The following is a 17,000-nucleotide window of genomic DNA, read 5'->3' as shown; positions in this document are numbered from 1 at the left end:
GCGAGAAAGGCTGCTCGCATGCCCGAACCGGTACTCAGCGTCGATGGCTTGGTACGTCGATTTGGCGACCTGGTTGCGGTCGACGACGTCTCGTTTCGCATCGAGGAGGGCGAGACCTACGGCCTGCTCGGCCCCAACGGCGCCGGCAAGACCACTGCTATCTCCGTGGTCGCCGGACTGCTGTCGTGCGATGGCGGCGAGATTCGCCTCGGGGGCCAGCGCGTCGGCCCCAAACAGGTGGCTGTCAAGGCGATGACCGGGCTGGTGCCCCAGGAGCTGGCCATCTACCCCGACCTGACCGGCCGGGAGAACCTCAACTTCTTCGGGCGGCTGGAGAAGCTGAGGGGAGCCGAGCTGAAGCGACGCACCGACGAGGTGCTCGAGGTGATCGGCCTGGCCGATCGGGCCGGTGACCTCACCAAGGAGTACTCGGGTGGCATGAAGCGGCGGCTCAACATCGGCATCGGGCTGCTGCACCAGCCAAAGCTCCTGATCCTCGACGAGCCCACGGTCGGGGTCGACCCGCAGTCGCGCAACTCCATCCTCGAAGCGGTGGAGGCGCTCGCCGGCGAGGGTATGTCCGTGCTGTACACCACCCACTACATGGAGGAGGCCGAACGGCTGTGCGACCGCATCGGCATCCTGGACCATGGCGCCATGATGGCCGAGGGAACACGCGATGAGCTGCTGGCGCTGACCGGCGAGACAGATCGGGTGCACCTCGAGGGCACCGGCGACCTCGACGGGGTGACCAACGCGCTCGCATCACTTGATCCGGTGCGCTCGGTCGCCAACGACCGTCGAAGCATCGACCTCATCGTCCTCGATGCCCCGGCCGCGCTGGCGGAGATCGTCGGAATCGCCAGCGCGTCGGGGATGTCGATCACCGACGTCGAGGTGGCTCGCCCCGACCTCGAATCGGTGTTCTTGAACCTCACCGGCCGAGCACTGCGAAACTGACCTTGGACGCATCGGCTGTATGGACGATGGCGCTCAGCGACCTGCGACAGCGGGTGCGCGACCGGTCGGTGCTCATCTTTGGCCTTGCGGTGCCCATCATCTTGATGTTCGTGTTCAACCTGTTGTTCTCTGGGCTGGGATCCTCCGAGTCGCTGGGAAAGATCACGGTGATCGTGGCAGCCGAACCCGGCGATCAGATCGCCGAGGGCCTGGTGGGTGTGCTGTCGAGCATCGACGACCTCGACATCGCCGCAACCTTGGTGCCGCCGGCCAAGGCCGACGGGCTGTCAGCCAAAGTGGAATCGGGGTCGATCACCGCCGGGGTGGTGTTTCCGACCGGGTTCGTCGAAGCTGTGGGTACCGGCGGATCGCCGGAGGTGAAGGTCCTGCAGCTCGGCCAAGGCGGCCTGGAGGCCAGCGTGGTCGACTCGATCGTGTCGAGCTACCTCAAGCGGGTGGCCGCCAGCGCCCAGGCGGCGAGCGCCGGCTCGGCGGTGGGGCTTTCCACCTCCCAGCTGCCCGAGGTGGCTCAGGCTGTCGCACAGGCCCCAGCGGTGTTGACCGCCAAGGAAGGCGCCGCGTCCGACGAACAACTCACGATGGAGGGCTATCTGGTCGCTGGCCAGGCGGCACTGTTCATGTTCTTCACGGTCGGGTTCGGTGTGATCGCCTACATCGCCGAACGCGAGCAGGGCACGCTGGTGCGGCTGGTTTCGATGCCGCTTCCACCCCGCTCGATCATCCTGTCCAAGGTGCTGGTCAGCCTCATCCTCGGGGTGGTCGCCACGTCGGTACTGCTCGGCGCCGGTTCGCTGTTCTTCGGTGTGCGCTTTGGCGACATCATCCCGGTGGGCGTGGTCATCGTCGCTGCGGTCGTCGCCGTCACCAGCCTGGTGCTGGTGATCACCCGGGTGGCGCGAACCTCTGAGCAGGCACAAGGGGCCAATGCGATGATCGGCATCCTGATGGGCGTGCTCGGCGGGTCGTTCTTCCCGATCACCGGATCTGGCCTGCTGGGCCGAATCTCCGACCTGACGCCGACAGCCGCGTTCATCCGGGGCCTGGGCATCACCAGCGGTGGCGGACAGGTCGCCGACCTCGGTGGGCCGCTGGCGGTGTTCGCCGCCTTTGGGGTGGGTGCGCTGGCGATCTCGATGGCCCTCGGCGATGACACGGCGCTCACATGAGCGCTCGTTCCCGTCAGCGCGATCGCCACCTGCACCGGATGCTGACATGAGGCCGGTCGTCGCCATCGCCGGCATCGCGCTGAAGCGGTACTTCCGGGATCGTTCCAACTACTTCTTCGTGCTCGTCCTCCCGATGCTCCTCGTCGTTGCGATCGGCCTGCAGTTCGGCGACTCCGGAGCTGCGGGACGCCTGATCTTGACCGGCTCCGGGCCGCTGTCCGACCGCCTCGCCTCGGCGCTGGACGACCAGCGAATTGCGGTGGAGCGCAGCGACGACGCAGCTCGGGCTAAGGAGGTTGTCGCCCGCGGGCGCTCCGACGCCGCCGTGATCGTCGACCCCGACGATGAGACCCGCTGGTCGGCGCAACAACCCGTGGAGATCACGATCATCCCCGGCAGCCAGGCCGGTGGCCAGGCAACGACGGCCACGGTCAGGTCGGTGCTCGATTCGCTCTCGTTGCGCCGGGCTGCGAGCGACGCCCTTCAAGCCCAGCAGGTCGAGCCGGAAGAGGTCGAGCGGGCCCTGACGGCGGCCGAGGACGCAGGACCGACGTTGAGCGTCGACCTGGTCGACGGCGACCTGGGTGAGGAGTTCTCCGGCCTTGGGCAGTTCGACCTGGGTGCCGCCCAGCAGTTGTCGCTGTTCATCTTTCTTACCGCGTTGACCGGCTCGGGGATGCTGATCCAGTCCCGCGAGTTGGGCGTCACCCGTCGCCAGTTGTCGGCCCCGGTCAGTTCGGTGCAGGTCATCGGGGGCGAAACCCTGGGCCGATTCGGCATCGCGTTCGGGCAGGGCATCTACATGGTCATCGGCACCGCCGTCCTCTTCGGTGTCGACTGGGGCGATCCGTTCGCCACCACCTGCGTGGTCGCGGCGTTCGCTGCGGTCAGCGCATCGGCGGCGATGGTGCTGGGCTCGTTGATGGACAACGCCAACGCCGCCAACGGTGTTGGGATCGGGTTGGGGCTGGTCGTCGCTGCGCTCGGCGGGTCGATGCTTCCGCTCGAGTTGTTCTCCGATGGTCTGATGAAGGTCTCGGCGCTGACCCCTCACCACTGGGCCTACGAGGCCTACTCCGAGATCCAGCGGCGCGGCGGCACCATCAGCGATGTGCTGCCCCAGCTCGGCGTGCTGCTCGCCATGACCGCTGTGCTCTTGCCGCTGGGGGCGTGGCTGTTACGTCGATCGCTGTCGAGGGCGCTCTAGATACGTCCTCAGTGGGAGCACTCGACCGAGCCCTTCGCTTCCTTCTGGAGTAGTGACAGCTCACTGAACACGTCGGTTTCGCCGATCGCCCCCGCCGCCAGCTCGGTAGGGTGCCCACATGGCCAGTCGCCCACCGGGTAGCGGGTCGAAGGCCAACGGCGCCCGGACATCAGAATCGACCCAGCCCGGGCTGACCGTGGCGGTCACCGGGCCGACCGGCACGTTCGGCTTTGGGTTGATGCCGTTGCTCGAGGCGGACGACCGCATCGAGGCGGTTGTCGGCGTGGCACGCCGGCCCTTCGATCCGGCGGCGCACCACTGGACGAAGATGGCCTACCGGCGGGGCGATGTGCGGGACGCGAGCGCGCTGGAGGAGGCCTTCGGCGGGGCCGACGTGGTGGTCCACCTGGCCTTCATGATCACCGGATCCGCCTCCCGGGAGGCGATCCGCGCCATCAACGTCGATGGCACCCTCAACGCTTTTCGAGCGGCGGCCGCCGCCGGCGCCAGGCGGTTCGTCTACGCCTCGTCGGTGGCGGCGTACGGGTTCCACCACGACAACCCCACGCCGATGACCGAGGACTGGCCGGTGCGCCCGGCCGACCGGCTGTTCTACGCCCAGGAGAAGGCGGAGCTGGAGCACCTGATCGGCGAGGAGGCGGCCGCACACCCCGAGCTGGCCCTCTACCTGCTGCGTCCGCCGATCGTCGTTGGGCCTCACACGCTGGGGGCCAAGGAGTTGCCCGGCCTGGTCGCCGCCCTCGGCCGCGTGGGCACCGCTGCGCTCGACCGCGCCAGCGTGCCCCTGCCAATCCCCGTCCCGACCATCCCGATGCAGCTGATCCACGAAACCGACGTGGGCACCGCGCTGGTGCGATGCATCGTGGGCGCCGCCAACCCGGGGCCTACAACATCGCCGGCGACGGCGTGGTGACCGGTGCCGACTTCGTCCGCGAGCTCGGCCTCACCCCGGTGCCGATCCCCGGTGTCGTGGCCAGAACCGTGGCTCGGGGGCTGACGGCGCTCCCGGGAAGCTCGCTGCTCCCGCCGATCACCGACTGGGTGGAGGCGGTTGCGCAACCGTCGATCGTCGACACCACCAAGGCACGTGAACTGCTCGGCTGGACGCCGCGTGTTCGATGCCACGCCGGTCGGCGTCACGATCGACGCCGAGCTGTCCGGCCTCGACCTGACCGCCGACCCCGACGACGACGAGATGCGCGAGCAGTACCCGGCCGTCAAGCACCCGGTGGTGCGCACCCACCCCAACACCGGGCGCAAGCTGGTGCAGTTCAACCGACTCTTCGTCAGCCACGACCGGGCCGTGCGGCACGACGCGTCGTCGGACTACTTCCCGACGTACGCATCATGGAGCGGACCTCGATCATCGGTGAGCGCCCCCGCTGGAGGTCTGGTTTCTTCAACTGTGTCTTCGAGCCGCCCTGGCGTCGTGTAGACCCATATGAAGCCAAATCCGACGTCGGCCTTACGACACCCTGGAGCGATGCGAGACCCCGTGAGTGATCCGACCCCATGTTCGTAGCGTTCAAGGAGATCCGTCGATCTTTCGGCAGGTTCTCGCTCTTGACGATGGCCGTGGCCCTGCTCGTGCTGCTGTTGCTGTTCTTCCAGGCCGTGGCCGGAACTCTGACGAGCGGATTGACCGGTGGCCTGGAGTCGTCGTCGGCCGATGTGTTCGTCTACGACGTTCAGGCGCGGAGCAACCCGGCGACGAGCATCCTGTCGCCCAAGGTCGAAGCCGAGGTGGCAGCGGCGCCGGACGTGGCGGCCACCTCGCCGATCGGCCTGAGCGTGTTTACGGGAACGGTCGAGGGCTCCTCCTCGGCCGATGCCGAGATCGACGTGCAACTGGTCGGCGGCGATCCCTCCGGCCCGTCGGTGCCGGCCAACATCGCCGATGGACGGCTTCCGTCGGCGCAGGGCGAGGCACTGTTCAGCGGCTCGTCCTTCGACAGCCCGGTCGAGATCGACCAGCGGGTCAAGGTGGAAGGCGTCAGCTTCAAGGTGGTCGGCACCGCAGACGATGCGGCCTTCAACGTGCTGCCCACCCTGTACGTGCCCTACGAGGACTACGTCGCGGCGTCGCAGGCACGGGCCAGCAGGCCGGTCGACGTGGCGCCCTCCCTCATCGGGGTCAAGGTGGCGAAGGGTGCCGACCCGGCCAAGGTTGCCCGGTCGTTGACCAAATCGATCGACGGGATCGAGGCGTTGGATCGAAGCGAGGCGGTCGCTGCGCTGCCGGGCGTCGGCCAGATCACGCAGTCGTTTTCCATCCTGTATCTGCTGCTGTACATCGTCGTCGCGCTCGTCACCGGCGTGTTCTTCCTCATCCTCACCGTTCAGAAGGAGGATGCCCTCGTCCTTCTGCGGGCAGTCGGCGCCAGCAGCCGCGACGTGATTGCGTCGGTGCTCATCCAGGTGTTGGTGGTGGTCGGGCTCGGTGCGTTGATCGGCTCCGCGGTCACCGCCGGGCTGTTGGCCCTCACCCGCGACGTGTTCGGGGCGGGCCTCCAGCTGTCGACCGCTGCGCTCACCGTCGGCGTGATCCTGGTGCTCGGGCTGGTGGCCTCGGTCGGAGCGGTGCGACGGGTGCTCGCCATCGACCCGATCAACGCGACCACCAACCGGGGGATCCGGACATGAGGATCTTCATCAGGGAGCTGATGCGTCGGCCCGGGCGATTCCTTCCGGTCGGCGGCGCGCTCACCATGCTCGTGGTGCTGCTGGTCGTGCTGGGCGGCTTTCTCGACGGGCTGGAGCTCAACCAGACCGGCCCGTACCGCGCCCACGAGGGGCGGTTGCTCGTCTTTTCTCAGCAGAGCGACCTGCTGATTCAGCGGTCCCGCGTCGACACAAAGCAGGCCGACGCGCTGGCGAAGGCCGACGGCGTGACCAAGGTGGGTGCGCTCAACCAGATCGCCTCTACCGCCGAAGATCCCGACGGCCGGATCGTCGACATCGTGTTGTTCGGCTACGACCTGGCGACCGATGTGCTGCCGGCCCCGCCCGCGGACGGCGCAGCGGTGATCGACAGCGCCCTGGCAAACCGCAACGACGTTGGGGTCGGCGACACGCTGCTACTCGGCGCCACGTCGGAGCCGGTCAAGGTGGCAAGGATCGTCGACGACCTCTCCCAGGGGTCCCCGACGGTGTGGTTGTCCTCCAAACGCTGGCGAGAGGTGGTCGGAGCGGCCAACCCTGCCTCGCTGCTGCCGGCGGGGGTTAACCAGGCGTTGGTCGTCCAGCCCAGTGATGCAGGGTTGGATCAGACTCGGCTCACCAAGCTGGCCGCCCACCTCGGCGACCAGGAGGGCCTCGACGTGGCCACGCCGGACGAGGTGGTCTTGGCGCTGCCCGTCGTCCAGCAGCAGTCGTCGACGTTCGAGGGCATCATCGGCGTCACCTTCGTGGTCACGCTGATGGTGGTTGCGCTGTTCTTCACCTTGATCACGCTTGAGCGGGTCGGCCTCTACGCCGTGCTCAAGGCACTCGGCGCCCGCACGCGCGATCTGCTCGCCGGCATCTCGCTGCAAGCGGTGTGCGTCAGCGTCATCGCGGTAACGCTGGGCTTTGCGTTGAGCGTCGTCTTCGTCAACCTGCTCCCCGCCACGCTGCCCGTGAGGTTGGTCCCCAACCGCATGCTCCAAACGGGCGTAGGCGTGTTGTTGAGCGCACTGCTCGGAAGCCTCTTCACGCTGCGCCGAGTCCTCCGTATCGATCCTGCTGAAGCGATTGGATAGCGCTATGCCCGCACTGGAACTGGACAAGGCCCGCAAGGTCTACGGGACCGACGAGGCCCAGGTTGTTGCACTCGACGACGTCAGCCTGACCGTCGAGGACGACGAGATGATGCTGCTCGTCGGCCCATCGGGATCGGGCAAGACCACGCTGCTTACTGTCGCCGGCGCATTGCTTCGCCCAACGTCGGGCAGCGTGCGGGTGGGCGGCACCGAGATCACCGACCTGAACGACAAGGAACTGGCCAACTTCCGGCGGGATCAGGTGGGCTTCGTCTTCCAGTCGGTCAACCTGGTGCCGTTCCTGACCGCCAGAGAGAACCTGCTGGTCGTCCGCCAGTTTGGCGGGTCCCGCATCGACGGCGACGCCAAGGACCGCGCCGCCGAGCTGCTGGACGAGCTCGGCCTGGGCAAACGGGGCGACAGCATGCCCGGTCAGCTCTCGGGCGGTCAGCAGCAGCGTGTGGCCATTGGCCGGGCGTTGATGAACGACCCTTCGCTGGTGCTGGTGGACGAGCCGACGTCGTCGCTCGACTCGGAGCTGGGCAAGCAGGTGATGGACCTGCTCGAACGGGAGATCAAGGGACGCGGGGTGGCAGCCATCATCGTCACCCACGACGAGCGGGTGCTCGGCTACGGCGACCGCACCGTCCGCATCGTCGATGGCGCCTTGGAAACGGCAGAGGCCGGGTCGACCTACTGACCCCCGCCCGGGTGCGGGTGCGGCTGTGCCGCCGAAACGGCCGCAGTCATCCCGGCAGGCGCAGGGTCAGCACCTTGAACGGGTGCAACGCCACCTCGACGGTGGTGTCGTCGACCAGGTGGGCCGAGGTGCCCGTTCGGCGAGGGTCGTCGGCGGCCATCTCGTCCTCCAACAGGTCACACACCAGCACCGATGCGGCCGAGGCGCCCAGGGTCAGCGTGGCGGCCGAGCGGGCGCCGTGCACCTCGGCCAGACGGACGATCAGGTCGCCGGAGCCATCCTCGGCGGCCTTCGCCGCCTCGATCGTCACGCCCGGGATCTCACAGGTCACCGGCACCAGCGGTCCGTCGCCGCCGAGGCCATCCGTACCGATCCCAACCGGGATTGCCCGCACCGGGTTGTTGAGGCGCCAGCCCTCGGCGACCACCTCGCCGTCGACCAGGTCGCCCAGGTGGGGCAGCACCGCCAGGGTAAACCGGTGACGCCCCTTGTCAGCGGCCGGGTCCGGGTAGGTCGAGGCGGTCAGCAGCGTCTGGCGCAGCGTGCCGCCCAGCGCGTCGTGACCGTACTTGGCGTCGTTGAGCAGCGCCACGCCGTAGCCGCGCTCGGAGGCGTCGATCCAGCGGTGGGCGCAGAACTCGAAGCGGGCCGCGTCCCAGCTGGTGTTCTGGTGAACCGGCCGCACGACGTGCCCAAACTGGATCTCGGAGGCCACGTCGTGGGTGTGCACGTCGACGGGCCAGGCCACCTTCAACACCTTCTGGGTCTCGGCCCAGCCGATGTCGTAAGCGATATCGATGCGGGCTGAGCCCGCCGTCATCGAGAGGGTCTGGGTGAACGTCGAGTCGCCGTGGCGACGGGTCACCGTCAGCGAGGCGACCAGCGGCCCGCTGTCGGTCACCTCCACCCGGTCGGCGTCCGTGAGGGCAACGGTCGAGTTGGCGTAGTACGCCTCCAGATCCCAGGCATCGTAGTCCAGCGGCACGTCGTCGGACAGCTCCAACACGTTGCCCCGCCCCCCCGCCAACAGCGCCTCCCGGTCGCCGGGCACCCGGTGGTCGAGCAACGAGGTGACCAGACCGTCGCCGTCCCAGCTCAGCGTGAGCAGACCGTTGGTCATCACCCCGCCGCCGTCCGCTGCGGCGGTCAAGGAAACAGCTACCGGGTCGCCCGAGGAACCGTCAGCGCCTGTTGCGCCGCTGCCGGGACCCGTCGCAGGTGCAGCCACTTCGACATCGCTTGCGGCCGGGGCCAACGCCCAGCCACCGGCCGGGAGGTCCGCCTCGACGGCAACCCGCCCGTCGGCCAGGCCCTGCGCCAGGGCTGGGACGGTCACGTCGTCGGGCCAGTCGACCACCTGCACTCCGGACCGAACATGTGGGGCGGGGTTGGCCAGCAGCACGCCCACCGAGTCCGCACTCGTACCACCGTCGACCCGCCGGCTGTCGGCCTGCGCCATGGTGGCCGCACCATTCCCGGCGATCCTGGCCAACGAGCCGGCGATCATCTCCTCGCATCTTCCGATGATCCGCTGGTAGCTCTCCTCGGCCTCGTGATGGACCCAGGCGATCGAACTGCCGGGCAGAATGTCGTGAAACTGGAGGGTCAGCACCTCCCGCCACAGTGCGGTCAGCTCCTCGTACGGGTAGGTGGCGTCGGGGCGCCCACCGGCGGCGGCGATCGCCCACCACTCCACCTCGCGCAGCAACGCCTCACTTCGACGGTTGCCCGCCTTGGTCTTGGCCTGGGCGGTGTAGGTGGCCCGGTGCATCTCCAGGTACAGCTCGCCCACCCAGCGGGGCGGATCGGGTAGCTCGGCGAGTGCGTCGACGAAGAACTCCTCGGGCGAGCCCACCTGCACCCGCGGCACCGACTCCAGGTCGGACGCCAGGTTGATGCGGGCCATCATCTCCCGGGTGGGCCCGCCACCGCCGTCGCCGTGGCCGAAGGGCAGCAGCGACCGGTTGGCCACCGAACGCTCGGCAAACCGGCGTGCGGCGGGCACCAGTTCGCCCGGGTCGATCTCGGAGTTGTAGGTGTCGGCGGGCGGGAAGTGGGTGGGCATCGTGGTGCCGTCCAGCCCCTCCCACAGGAACGTGTGATGGGGGAACGTGTTGGTGCGGTTCCAGGAGATCTTCTGGGTGACGAAGGTGTCGGCCCCACCGAGGGCGAAGATCTGCGGCAGCGACGCCGGGTACCCGAACACGTCGGGGATCCACGCCTCGCGACAGGTGACGCCGTAGTGCTCGCGGAAGAACCGCTGGCCGTGCAGAAACTGGCGGGCCATCGCCTCGCCGCTGGGCAGGTTGCCGTCGGCCTCCACCCACATGCCGCCGAGGGGCACCCACCGTCCGGCCTCGACCGCATCGGAGATGCCGTCGGCCACCGACGGATACTCGTCGATCATCCACTGGTACTGAACCGCCTGCGAGCAGCCGAAGCGGTAGTCCGGGTTGTTGGCGATCAGGTCGAGTGAGTTGGAGAACGACCGGGCGCACTTGCGGCGGGTCTCGCGCAGCGGCCACAGCCAGGCGGTGTCGATGTGGGCGTGGCCGATGGCGGTCACCCGGTGCTCCGATGCCGACGCCGGGAGGCTGAGAAACTCAGCCAGTTCGGCCCGTGCATCCGCCGCCGACCCGGGGATGTCGGCCAGGTCGAGGGCATCTGCCGCCCGCCCCAAGGAGTGGAGCATCCGCAGCTTCCGCGAGCCGGCGCCGGCGTCCAGCTGCCAGCCGAGGCGAAGCAGAAAGTCGATCTCCAACACCAGGTGCCACACCTCGGTGTTGAGGGGAGCCACCTCGGCACGGGCCAGCCGGTACTGGGGCGAGGTCGGGGCGGTCGCCAGGTCGCCCAGGTCGGTCACCACGTTGAGGTTGACGAACGGGTTGGCGGCCGCCTCCACCAGCAGGTCGACCCGCTCTCCGCCCCGGGCCTCCTGGCTGATCAAGCTCCACTGACGCTCCGGATGCAGCCCGTGAAGCGGGGCCCCAGCTCGCCAGATCAACCCTTCGGCGTTGAAGCCGACCTGACCACGGATGAACCCGAGGTCGATGATCGCCTCCACCCGGCGGCCGGCCAGGTGTTTGGGCACCGTGCCAGAGAACCGAAACCACGAGGTGCCCCACGGCGGCCCCCACGGGTCGCCCACCGCAAAAGGGAGATAGTCGGCCCGCTCTGCCTCCGCCACACCGATGGGTTCGCCCTCGACGTGGTGAGCGGTGACGCTCAGCGGCGAGCCCGGACCGTAGATGGCAGGACGGATGCGCTGGTCCAACAGGTTGCGGATACGGCGTTCGGCGATGCCGGGCTCGACGTGCATGGCTCCCATCTTGGCCCGACCGACACCTGCGGCGCCGCGGCGCCGTCGTTGCTGGTAGACCAAAGGGGGAGCCGATCAAGCAACGAGCGAGGGGACCGCCCAGATGACTGGCAACGTGGCCGAAGGAACCGAAGAGCTGAGCGAGGAGAAGTGCTGGGAGCTGCTCGCCAGGGAGCGGACCGGCCGCCTTGCTGTGGCGATCGGCAAGCATCCCGACATCTTCCCGGTCAACCATGTGATCGAGAAGCGCAAGATCGTGTTTCGCACCGACCCAGGCACCAAGTTGGCCGCAGCGGTGCTGGGCACCGGTGTCGCCTACGAGGTGGACCACGTCGACGCCGAGAGCGGCGTTGCCTGGAGCGTCGTCGTGAAAGGCCAAGCCCGCGAGTACCACACGGTCGACGATCTGATCCACGCCGAGGATCTGCCCCTGTTCCCGTGGGAGACCGGGGGGAAGCACCGCTACGTCGCCATCACTGCCGACGAGATCTCCGGCCGGCGCTTCCACGTCCTCGAACCGGAGTAGCGCTAGGCCGCTCAGGTCGTCGAGGAACGATGGCCGGAGCGCTCAGGTCGATGTGACGCCAGCGTCACCCATTGAGCCGGTCGAGGGCGATCTCGGCGACCTGTACCGAGGCTGCCCGGTCGTCGTCCTCGCCCTTAACCGCCACCTGCAGGTACCAGTCCTTGCCCTCCTGCGGGATGACGAGGCCGAGGGTGTCGTTCCAGTACGCCTCCGTCGCGAGGTCATCGACCGGTTCGGCGTCGACCATGTCCAGCGTGGAGTGCCGGTCGGGCTCGTTGTAGGCGGCGATCAGCACCAGTGGAAGCCCAGTTTCGGCGCTGGTGGTGCAGGTGCCGCGGAGAGCGCCCATCGCCTCGTCGACCTCGGGTTCCCCCGCCTTCTCGCCCGTGAGCGCCTGGAAATCCTCGGGTGTGAAGAGGCTGCAGGAGGTCGGGCACATCGGTGTCGAGCGCCTCGGACTGTTCCGGGGTCTCGGACGCCGGGGCCACGGTTTCGTCGGCGCTCTCGTTGTCACCGCCGCAACCGGAGAGTGCCATCACGGCGGCAAGGACCACCGCCGCCAGTCGAGGCACGGTCAGACCAACTGGTGAAGTTTTCATAAACTCCCGATCCGTTATGCGTATTCCGACGCGTGCATCATTCTCCTGTCCGACTACGGAGAGCCAATCGAAGGGCCGGCCATGGGACGGGCTACCAACCGCCTGAACCGCGCACCGTAGGATTGAGCGTTCAGCCGGACCGGCAAGCACGTGCGGGGTCTACTCCCCACGTTCCCAACCGGCCCCATCCTCGCCCCGTTAGCTCAGTCGGATAGAGCGACCGCCTCCTAAGCGGTAGGCCACAGGTTCGATTCCTGTCGGGGACACCAAGCGACCATCGCCCGGGAAGCAAGGGCGCCCACTCCAGCGCCGAAGTCCTCGATCTCGCGACTGTCAGCGGACCAGCCGGAACGGACACAAGTGGTCAACGCCAAATCTCCAATCGGGGTTCGAACTCGGGAGTGGGAGGGCTGACGACCGTTGCTCAGCTCTCGAAACACAACCTTGCCCAGGTGGAATTCAGCACCGGCCAACCGGTCACAACCTAAAGAAAAGAGCAACGAACATGTGCACGCGAGTGGTGTGGCCCGACGCCAACGGGCGGTCATCGTTGGCCCCAACATGGACTTCCACGAAGACCTGATGACGAACCTGTGGACACAGCCGCGGCATCTCGAGAGAGACGGTGTAAACGGTGCGCTGACGTGGACGTCGAAGTACGGAAGCGTCGTGGCGGGCGCGTTCGACATGATCTCCGTCCACGGTCTCAACGAAGCTGGCCTTGCGGGGCACGTGTGGTTGGCGGAGTCCGATTACGGCACTCCAGACCGCACGCACCAGCCAGCAGTCTGGGCAGCACCGACAATTTCGCCACCGTCGACGAAGTCGCCGCATGGGTGCAGTCCACCGACGTCCAGGTCGTCCAGATGATCGACCCCACCGGCGGCAAGCCTCCGGCGATCCACCTCGCCCTCGGCGACGCCACCGGCGACTCGTGCATCATCGAGTACCGCGAGGGCAAGCCGAAGGTGTTCCACAGCCGGGACTACGTCGTCATGACGAACTCGACGACCTACGACAAGCAGCTCGAGCTGGCCAAGATGATTACCGGGCTGGGTGGGGACCAGCCCATCCCGGGATCCCACCCTGGCGAGCGACCGGTTCGCACGTGCGTCGTACTACGTCAGCAGGCTGGAGCGGCCGGGAACGGAGCTTCAGGCGGTCGCAGGCATGTTCAGCGTCATCCGCAACGCTGCCCAGCCGTTCCGCGCGGATGAGCCCGCAGCCCGAAGCTTCACAACCCCTGTGGCCGACGGTCTCAAACCTGACGAACAAGCGGTACGTGTTCGCCTCGACCGCGCGTCCGAACGTGGTGTGGGTCGAGAACTCGACCAGCCTCAACCACCCAACACCGACGACAGCTCCACTTGGACCACCCCGTCCTCACCCAAGCTGTCCAAACCCGCCCGCGATCCTCCAGGTCAGATGGCGTTCAACAATCGCCGGCGACGTCAACGACAAGTTCGAAGACAAGGGGAACTGCTTCTCACCATGGCCATGGAGAAGCAGCTGCTTGATGCTGCCGATACGAAGCCGCCGGTAGGCCAGCGCTAAGGGGTCGGTTGACGGTGTCTACTGGGTGGGTATCCTCTCAAGGTGAAGCGGAGGACGTGCCCTGACAACACACAACTTCGTTCTGATTCTCAATCGGCCTATCGATGAGGCAACCAGCGACCTGCTCTTGAAGCTGGACTCGACGATGCCGCCGTCACAGCATTCGACGGGCATCCGGCGCGGCGATGTCGACCGTGACGCCCCTACCCTGCTCGGGCCATTGCTTCGGCTACCGCTCAGGCCGAGACGGTGGCGGGTATTCGGGTCCTGCGAGTTGAGGGTGAGGGAGCTTGTCTCCCAGGCCGACATCGCCGAGCGAACTGGCCGCAGCCATAAGCCGTCAATCATTGGATCAAGCGAGATGCCAACAGCTCGGGGATTTCCCGAACCAGCACGGCGCATCGAGGCCGGTCACCGCTGTGGCGCTGGACCGACGTGCGGGATTGGCTCGGCGGCGTCGCGTCCCCGATGAACGGGGACGAATCATTGCCCGCTTACCACGACGCTTGTTGCTCGTCCCAACCTCAACTCGAAGTCGAGCGCCAGCTCATCGACGCGTTACTTGCGCCGGCTGACCACCGTTCGGGATGATCCGAGAGGATCCCGAACATCCAGCGCCAAATCCGGCGAGCCCTCGCTCGCGGCATACGCCCACCTCGCAGGCCAGTGAAGCGGTCAGGGAACTCCGCAAGGGGGCGACCAACTCACCTTGAGCTTGACGCCGCCGTAGCGAAGTGCCGCTGTAGCCGTCTCCGACTACGGCACCACGATGTCGGCACGGTGACCAGGTGCGCCGGCCAGACCCGGGAAATCGAAGGTGAGGAGCGTTGCTGCCAGTGACTCCGCCAGGGCGACGTAGACGGCGTCGTTGCACGTGGCGAGATTGTGAACGCAACTCGAGGCTCGCCCCATCAGGACATCGTGTCCGTATCGTTCGGCAGGCATTTGCCCGCAAACCGTCTCAGAGTGATCGGCGCCCACTCGCTTCGCTGACGTGCCCTGAGCCTCAAGGCGGCGGGCACGGACCCGACCTCGGCGACCATCAGCTCCGGGCACATGGAGCGACCGATCCTTGCAATGGCGTCACCAACTGGTGACCCCGTTCGGTCCGGACCAGCTCCACAACGGCCGATGCGTCGAGAACGATCACCGGGCGTCACGCAGCTCGCAATTCAGGCGGCCGCATCCATTTCCAAGTTCGGCCCAGTGCGTTGCGCCGTTCAAAGCCAGTGAACTCATCGACGGTAGGCCGATCCAGCGGTCACCTGGGCACCATCAGCGCATGCTCGGACACCGATCGGCCCTCCATGGCCTGCGCACGCCTTCAAGCGTCGATGGTCGTCTTCTGGAACATCGTCGAATCTGAAGAGAGGGCATGCGCACATCAACCTCTCGCATTTCGCATGACCTCCGCCACGTCATCTGGAACCGAGATGTGACTCGAGTCATGCGCATAGTGCACGAATCGGGCCGTCAGCTGTCTCATGGCGGAGCCGAAAGCCGGTGAAGGCGCCGCTGGAATCGCGCTCAGCGTTTCTTACCTCGGTGATCGAATCGACCGGCACCGGCTGTGGAATGTGCGGGCGTAGATCAGCGGGTCGGCGTCGAAAACGCACCTCGCCGGTCACCCGGCTCAGGTCGATCGGCGAGGGCAGACGTAGGGTCGATCGTCGGCCAGATAGTGCTCATTAGCCGGGATCAGCAAAGGTCTCCCGGGTCGTTCGTCGCATGCACGAAACCCTCGTCGACAGACGCCTCTGGGCTGATAGGAACCGCTCGCCTTCTGGGCCTCCCAGACCTCTTTCGGATGATGTGAAGGTGAGGCCGGTCGGGATGGGGCGCTGGTTTCGATAAATCGCTCATCGGGCCATGTCATCACAGGGTTGGATCGGCGAGGCAAAGACCGCGACACTTTCGCGGTGACCGACTTTGATGAACCCCTCGACGATGTCCCCGGCGCGACCACGTCGGAGGAGCGCCGCACCGACCGGCGCCGCGGACCACCTGCACCGACTGGACCGCCGACCAGGTGACCGCCCTGTTCGAGCTGCCGCTGACCGACCTGCTGTGGCGGGCGCAGGCACCCACCGTCGCCGCCGCGAACCCGACGCCATGCAGCTGGAAGCACGCTGCTGTCGATCAAGACCGGGAACTGCCCGGGGACTGCGCCTATTGCCTGGGCCGCCCAGTACAACACCGGCCTGAGCTTGAAACGCTGATGGACACCGAAAGATGCTGACCGCCGCCCACCAGGGCAAAGGCCGGTGCCCAGCGGTTCTGCATGGAGGCGCCGCGTGGCGCTCGCCCAAGGACCGCGACATCGAGCGTGTGAGCGCCATGATCCCGAGGACGTCAAGGCGCTGGAGCTGGAGACCTGCATGACCCTGGGCATGCTGAGGCGACGACCACGCCGAGGCGCTGGCCGACGCCGGCCTCTACGCCTACAACCACAACCTCGACACCAGCCGCGAGCGCTACGCCGACATCATCACCACCCGCACCTGCGACGACCGCCTGCGCACCCTCGGCCACGTCCGCCAAGCCGGCGTCAAGGTGTGCTGCGGCGGCATCGTCGGCATGGGCGAGACCCGGGCCGATCGCGTCGAGCTGCTCAGACACCCTCGCCAACATGGCCCCCCACCCCGAGTCCGTGCCGATCAACGAGCTGGTCCGGGTCGCCGGGCTGCGCCGCTCGCCGGACGGCGGGACGCTCGACCCGTTCGAGTTCGTGCGCACGGGTGTCGCAGTCGCCCGGTTGATGATGCCCGCCTCGACAGTTCGCCTGAGCGCCGGCCGCACCTCGATGTGCGACGAGCTCCAGGCCTCTGCGTTCACCGCAATGCGGCGCGGACAGCATCTTCTACGGCGAGCGCCTGCTCCCGGCCGAGAACCCCGAAAGAGAGCAACACCGACCACCAGGCTGCTCGACCGCATCGGCCTGCGGGCGGGCTGACCGAGAGCTGAACGATCTCATCCTCCTCAAGCCGAGCCGAGGCAGGCCCCCGAGGCCTTCAGCGTGATGACCCGTTCCAGCGCCTCGTCAACCCGGTCGGCTGACAGTCGGCCGTCGGCGACCGCTCCCTCCAGCCGGTCGAGCACCCTCAAAGGGTCGCCGGGCCCGCCGAAGAACAGCGCCATGTCGTTGCCGGCCACGAGCGACAGCTCGATCGCCTCGTCCACACCAATG

At 67.4% G+C, this 17,000-nt stretch carries 13 protein-coding genes, 1 tRNA gene and 2 pseudogenes; 12 read left to right on the top strand and 4 right to left on the bottom strand.

Annotated elements, in window-relative coordinates; genetic code table 11:
- Positions 1-18: 18 nt before the first annotated feature.
- The 7 genes and pseudogenes from IPN02_10280 (at position 19) to IPN02_10250 (ending at position 7,815) form a co-directional block, all read left to right on the top strand.
- The gene (locus IPN02_10280) at positions 19-960 is read left to right on the top strand and encodes an ABC transporter ATP-binding protein (protein ID MBK9297196.1); all 942 of its coding nucleotides are present in this window, start codon (positions 19-21) and stop codon (positions 958-960) included.
- A gap of 26 nt (positions 961-986) precedes the next feature.
- Positions 987-2,147 (top strand): ABC transporter permease, encoded by a 1,161-nt coding sequence (locus IPN02_10275; protein MBK9297195.1) that lies wholly within the window; start codon positions 987-989, stop codon positions 2,145-2,147.
- Positions 2,148-2,193: 46 nt separating this feature from the next.
- Positions 2,194-3,354 carry an ABC transporter permease gene (locus tag IPN02_10270; GenBank protein ID MBK9297194.1) on the top strand — a complete coding sequence of 387 codons (1,161 nt, stop codon included), beginning with the start codon at positions 2,194-2,196 and terminating at the stop codon, positions 3,352-3,354.
- Between the two features lie 118 nt (positions 3,355-3,472).
- Positions 3,473-4,878 (top strand): annotated as a pseudogene (locus tag IPN02_10265) (NAD-dependent epimerase/dehydratase family protein).
- A 9-nt stretch (positions 4,879-4,887) separates the two neighbouring features.
- Positions 4,888-6,018 (top strand): ABC transporter permease, encoded by a 1,131-nt coding sequence (locus tag IPN02_10260; GenBank protein MBK9297193.1) that lies wholly within the window; start codon positions 4,888-4,890, stop codon positions 6,016-6,018.
- The gene (locus IPN02_10255) at positions 6,015-7,115 is read left to right on the top strand and encodes an ABC transporter permease (protein ID MBK9297192.1); all 1,101 of its coding nucleotides are present in this window, start codon (positions 6,015-6,017) and stop codon (positions 7,113-7,115) included. Before IPN02_10260 ends, IPN02_10255 begins: the two co-directional genes overlap by 4 nt.
- Before the next feature lie 4 nt (positions 7,116-7,119).
- Positions 7,120-7,815 (top strand): ABC transporter ATP-binding protein, encoded by a 696-nt coding sequence (locus tag IPN02_10250; GenBank protein ID MBK9297191.1) that lies wholly within the window; start codon positions 7,120-7,122, stop codon positions 7,813-7,815.
- 46 nt (positions 7,816-7,861) lie between these two features.
- Here IPN02_10250 and IPN02_10245 read toward each other — a convergent pair whose 3' ends face one another.
- Positions 7,862-11,134, bottom strand: a complete 3,273-nt coding sequence (locus IPN02_10245; protein ID MBK9297190.1) for an alpha-mannosidase — start codon at positions 11,132-11,134, stop codon at positions 7,862-7,864.
- A 103-nt stretch (positions 11,135-11,237) separates the two neighbouring features.
- On the opposite strand from IPN02_10245, the gene IPN02_10240 reads away from it, so the two are divergent.
- A complete protein-coding gene (locus tag IPN02_10240) occupies positions 11,238-11,660 on the top strand; it encodes a pyridoxamine 5'-phosphate oxidase family protein (GenBank protein ID MBK9297189.1) in 423 nt (140 codons plus the stop codon).
- Positions 11,661-11,724: 64 nt separating this feature from the next.
- Here the strand turns inward: IPN02_10240 and IPN02_10235 are convergent, their stop codons facing one another.
- A complete protein-coding gene (locus IPN02_10235) occupies positions 11,725-12,099 on the bottom strand; it encodes a hypothetical protein (protein MBK9297188.1) in 375 nt (124 codons plus the stop codon).
- A gap of 352 nt (positions 12,100-12,451) precedes the next feature.
- On the opposite strand from IPN02_10235, the gene IPN02_10230 reads away from it, so the two are divergent.
- Positions 12,452-12,528, top strand: a tRNA-Arg gene (locus tag IPN02_10230).
- A gap of 236 nt (positions 12,529-12,764) precedes the next feature.
- Positions 12,765-13,802 (top strand): annotated as a pseudogene (locus IPN02_10225) (linear amide C-N hydrolase).
- A 767-nt stretch (positions 13,803-14,569) separates the two neighbouring features.
- On the opposite strand, the gene IPN02_10220 reads toward IPN02_10225, so the two are convergent.
- On the bottom strand, positions 14,570-14,725 hold the full coding sequence (locus IPN02_10220; protein MBK9297187.1) for a hypothetical protein: 156 nt from the start codon (positions 14,723-14,725) through the stop codon (positions 14,570-14,572).
- A 1,117-nt stretch (positions 14,726-15,842) separates the two neighbouring features.
- Here IPN02_10220 and IPN02_10215 point away from each other — a divergent pair.
- Positions 15,843-16,052, top strand: a complete 210-nt coding sequence (locus IPN02_10215; protein MBK9297186.1) for a hypothetical protein — start codon at positions 15,843-15,845, stop codon at positions 16,050-16,052.
- Positions 16,053-16,442: 390 nt separating this feature from the next.
- A complete protein-coding gene (locus IPN02_10210; GenBank protein MBK9297185.1) occupies positions 16,443-16,766 on the top strand; it encodes a hypothetical protein in 324 nt (107 codons plus the stop codon).
- A 26-nt stretch (positions 16,767-16,792) separates the two neighbouring features.
- On the opposite strand, the gene IPN02_10205 is transcribed toward IPN02_10210, so the two are convergent.
- Positions 16,793-17,000 (bottom strand): glycoside hydrolase family 3 protein (locus IPN02_10205; GenBank protein ID MBK9297184.1); only part of this gene is annotated, 208 nt, incomplete at its 5' end.

Source organism: Candidatus Microthrix subdominans (assembly GCA_016719385.1).
In the GTDB taxonomy this organism is placed as follows: domain Bacteria; phylum Actinomycetota; class Acidimicrobiia; order Acidimicrobiales; family Microtrichaceae; genus Microthrix; species Microthrix subdominans.
The sequence above is the reverse complement of the archived record's forward strand: the minus strand, read 5'-3'. Positions and strand labels throughout refer to the sequence as shown.

Excerpts from the sequence above, each read along its gene's own strand:
- IPN02_10280 (MBK9297196.1), top strand. The coding sequence starts at position 19 with ATGCCCGAACCGGTACTCAGCGTCGATGGCTTGGTACGTCGATTTGGC.
- IPN02_10275 (MBK9297195.1), top strand. The coding sequence starts at position 987 with ATGGCGCTCAGCGACCTGCGACAGCGGGTGCGCGACCGGTCGGTGCTC.
- IPN02_10270 (MBK9297194.1), top strand. The coding sequence starts at position 2,194 with ATGAGGCCGGTCGTCGCCATCGCCGGCATCGCGCTGAAGCGGTACTTC.
- IPN02_10260 (MBK9297193.1), top strand. The coding sequence starts at position 4,888 with ATGTTCGTAGCGTTCAAGGAGATCCGTCGATCTTTCGGCAGGTTCTCG.
- IPN02_10255 (MBK9297192.1), top strand. The coding sequence starts at position 6,015 with ATGAGGATCTTCATCAGGGAGCTGATGCGTCGGCCCGGGCGATTCCTT.
- IPN02_10250 (MBK9297191.1), top strand. The coding sequence starts at position 7,120 with ATGCCCGCACTGGAACTGGACAAGGCCCGCAAGGTCTACGGGACCGAC.
- IPN02_10245 (MBK9297190.1), bottom strand. The coding sequence starts at position 11,134 with ATGCACGTCGAGCCCGGCATCGCCGAACGCCGTATCCGCAACCTGTTG.
- IPN02_10240 (MBK9297189.1), top strand. The coding sequence starts at position 11,238 with ATGACTGGCAACGTGGCCGAAGGAACCGAAGAGCTGAGCGAGGAGAAG.
- IPN02_10235 (MBK9297188.1), bottom strand. The coding sequence starts at position 12,099 with ATGTGCCCGACCTCCTGCAGCCTCTTCACACCCGAGGATTTCCAGGCG.
- IPN02_10220 (MBK9297187.1), bottom strand. The coding sequence starts at position 14,725 with ATGGGGCGAGCCTCGAGTTGCGTTCACAATCTCGCCACGTGCAACGAC.
- IPN02_10210 (MBK9297185.1), top strand. The coding sequence starts at position 16,443 with ATGGCCCCCCACCCCGAGTCCGTGCCGATCAACGAGCTGGTCCGGGTC.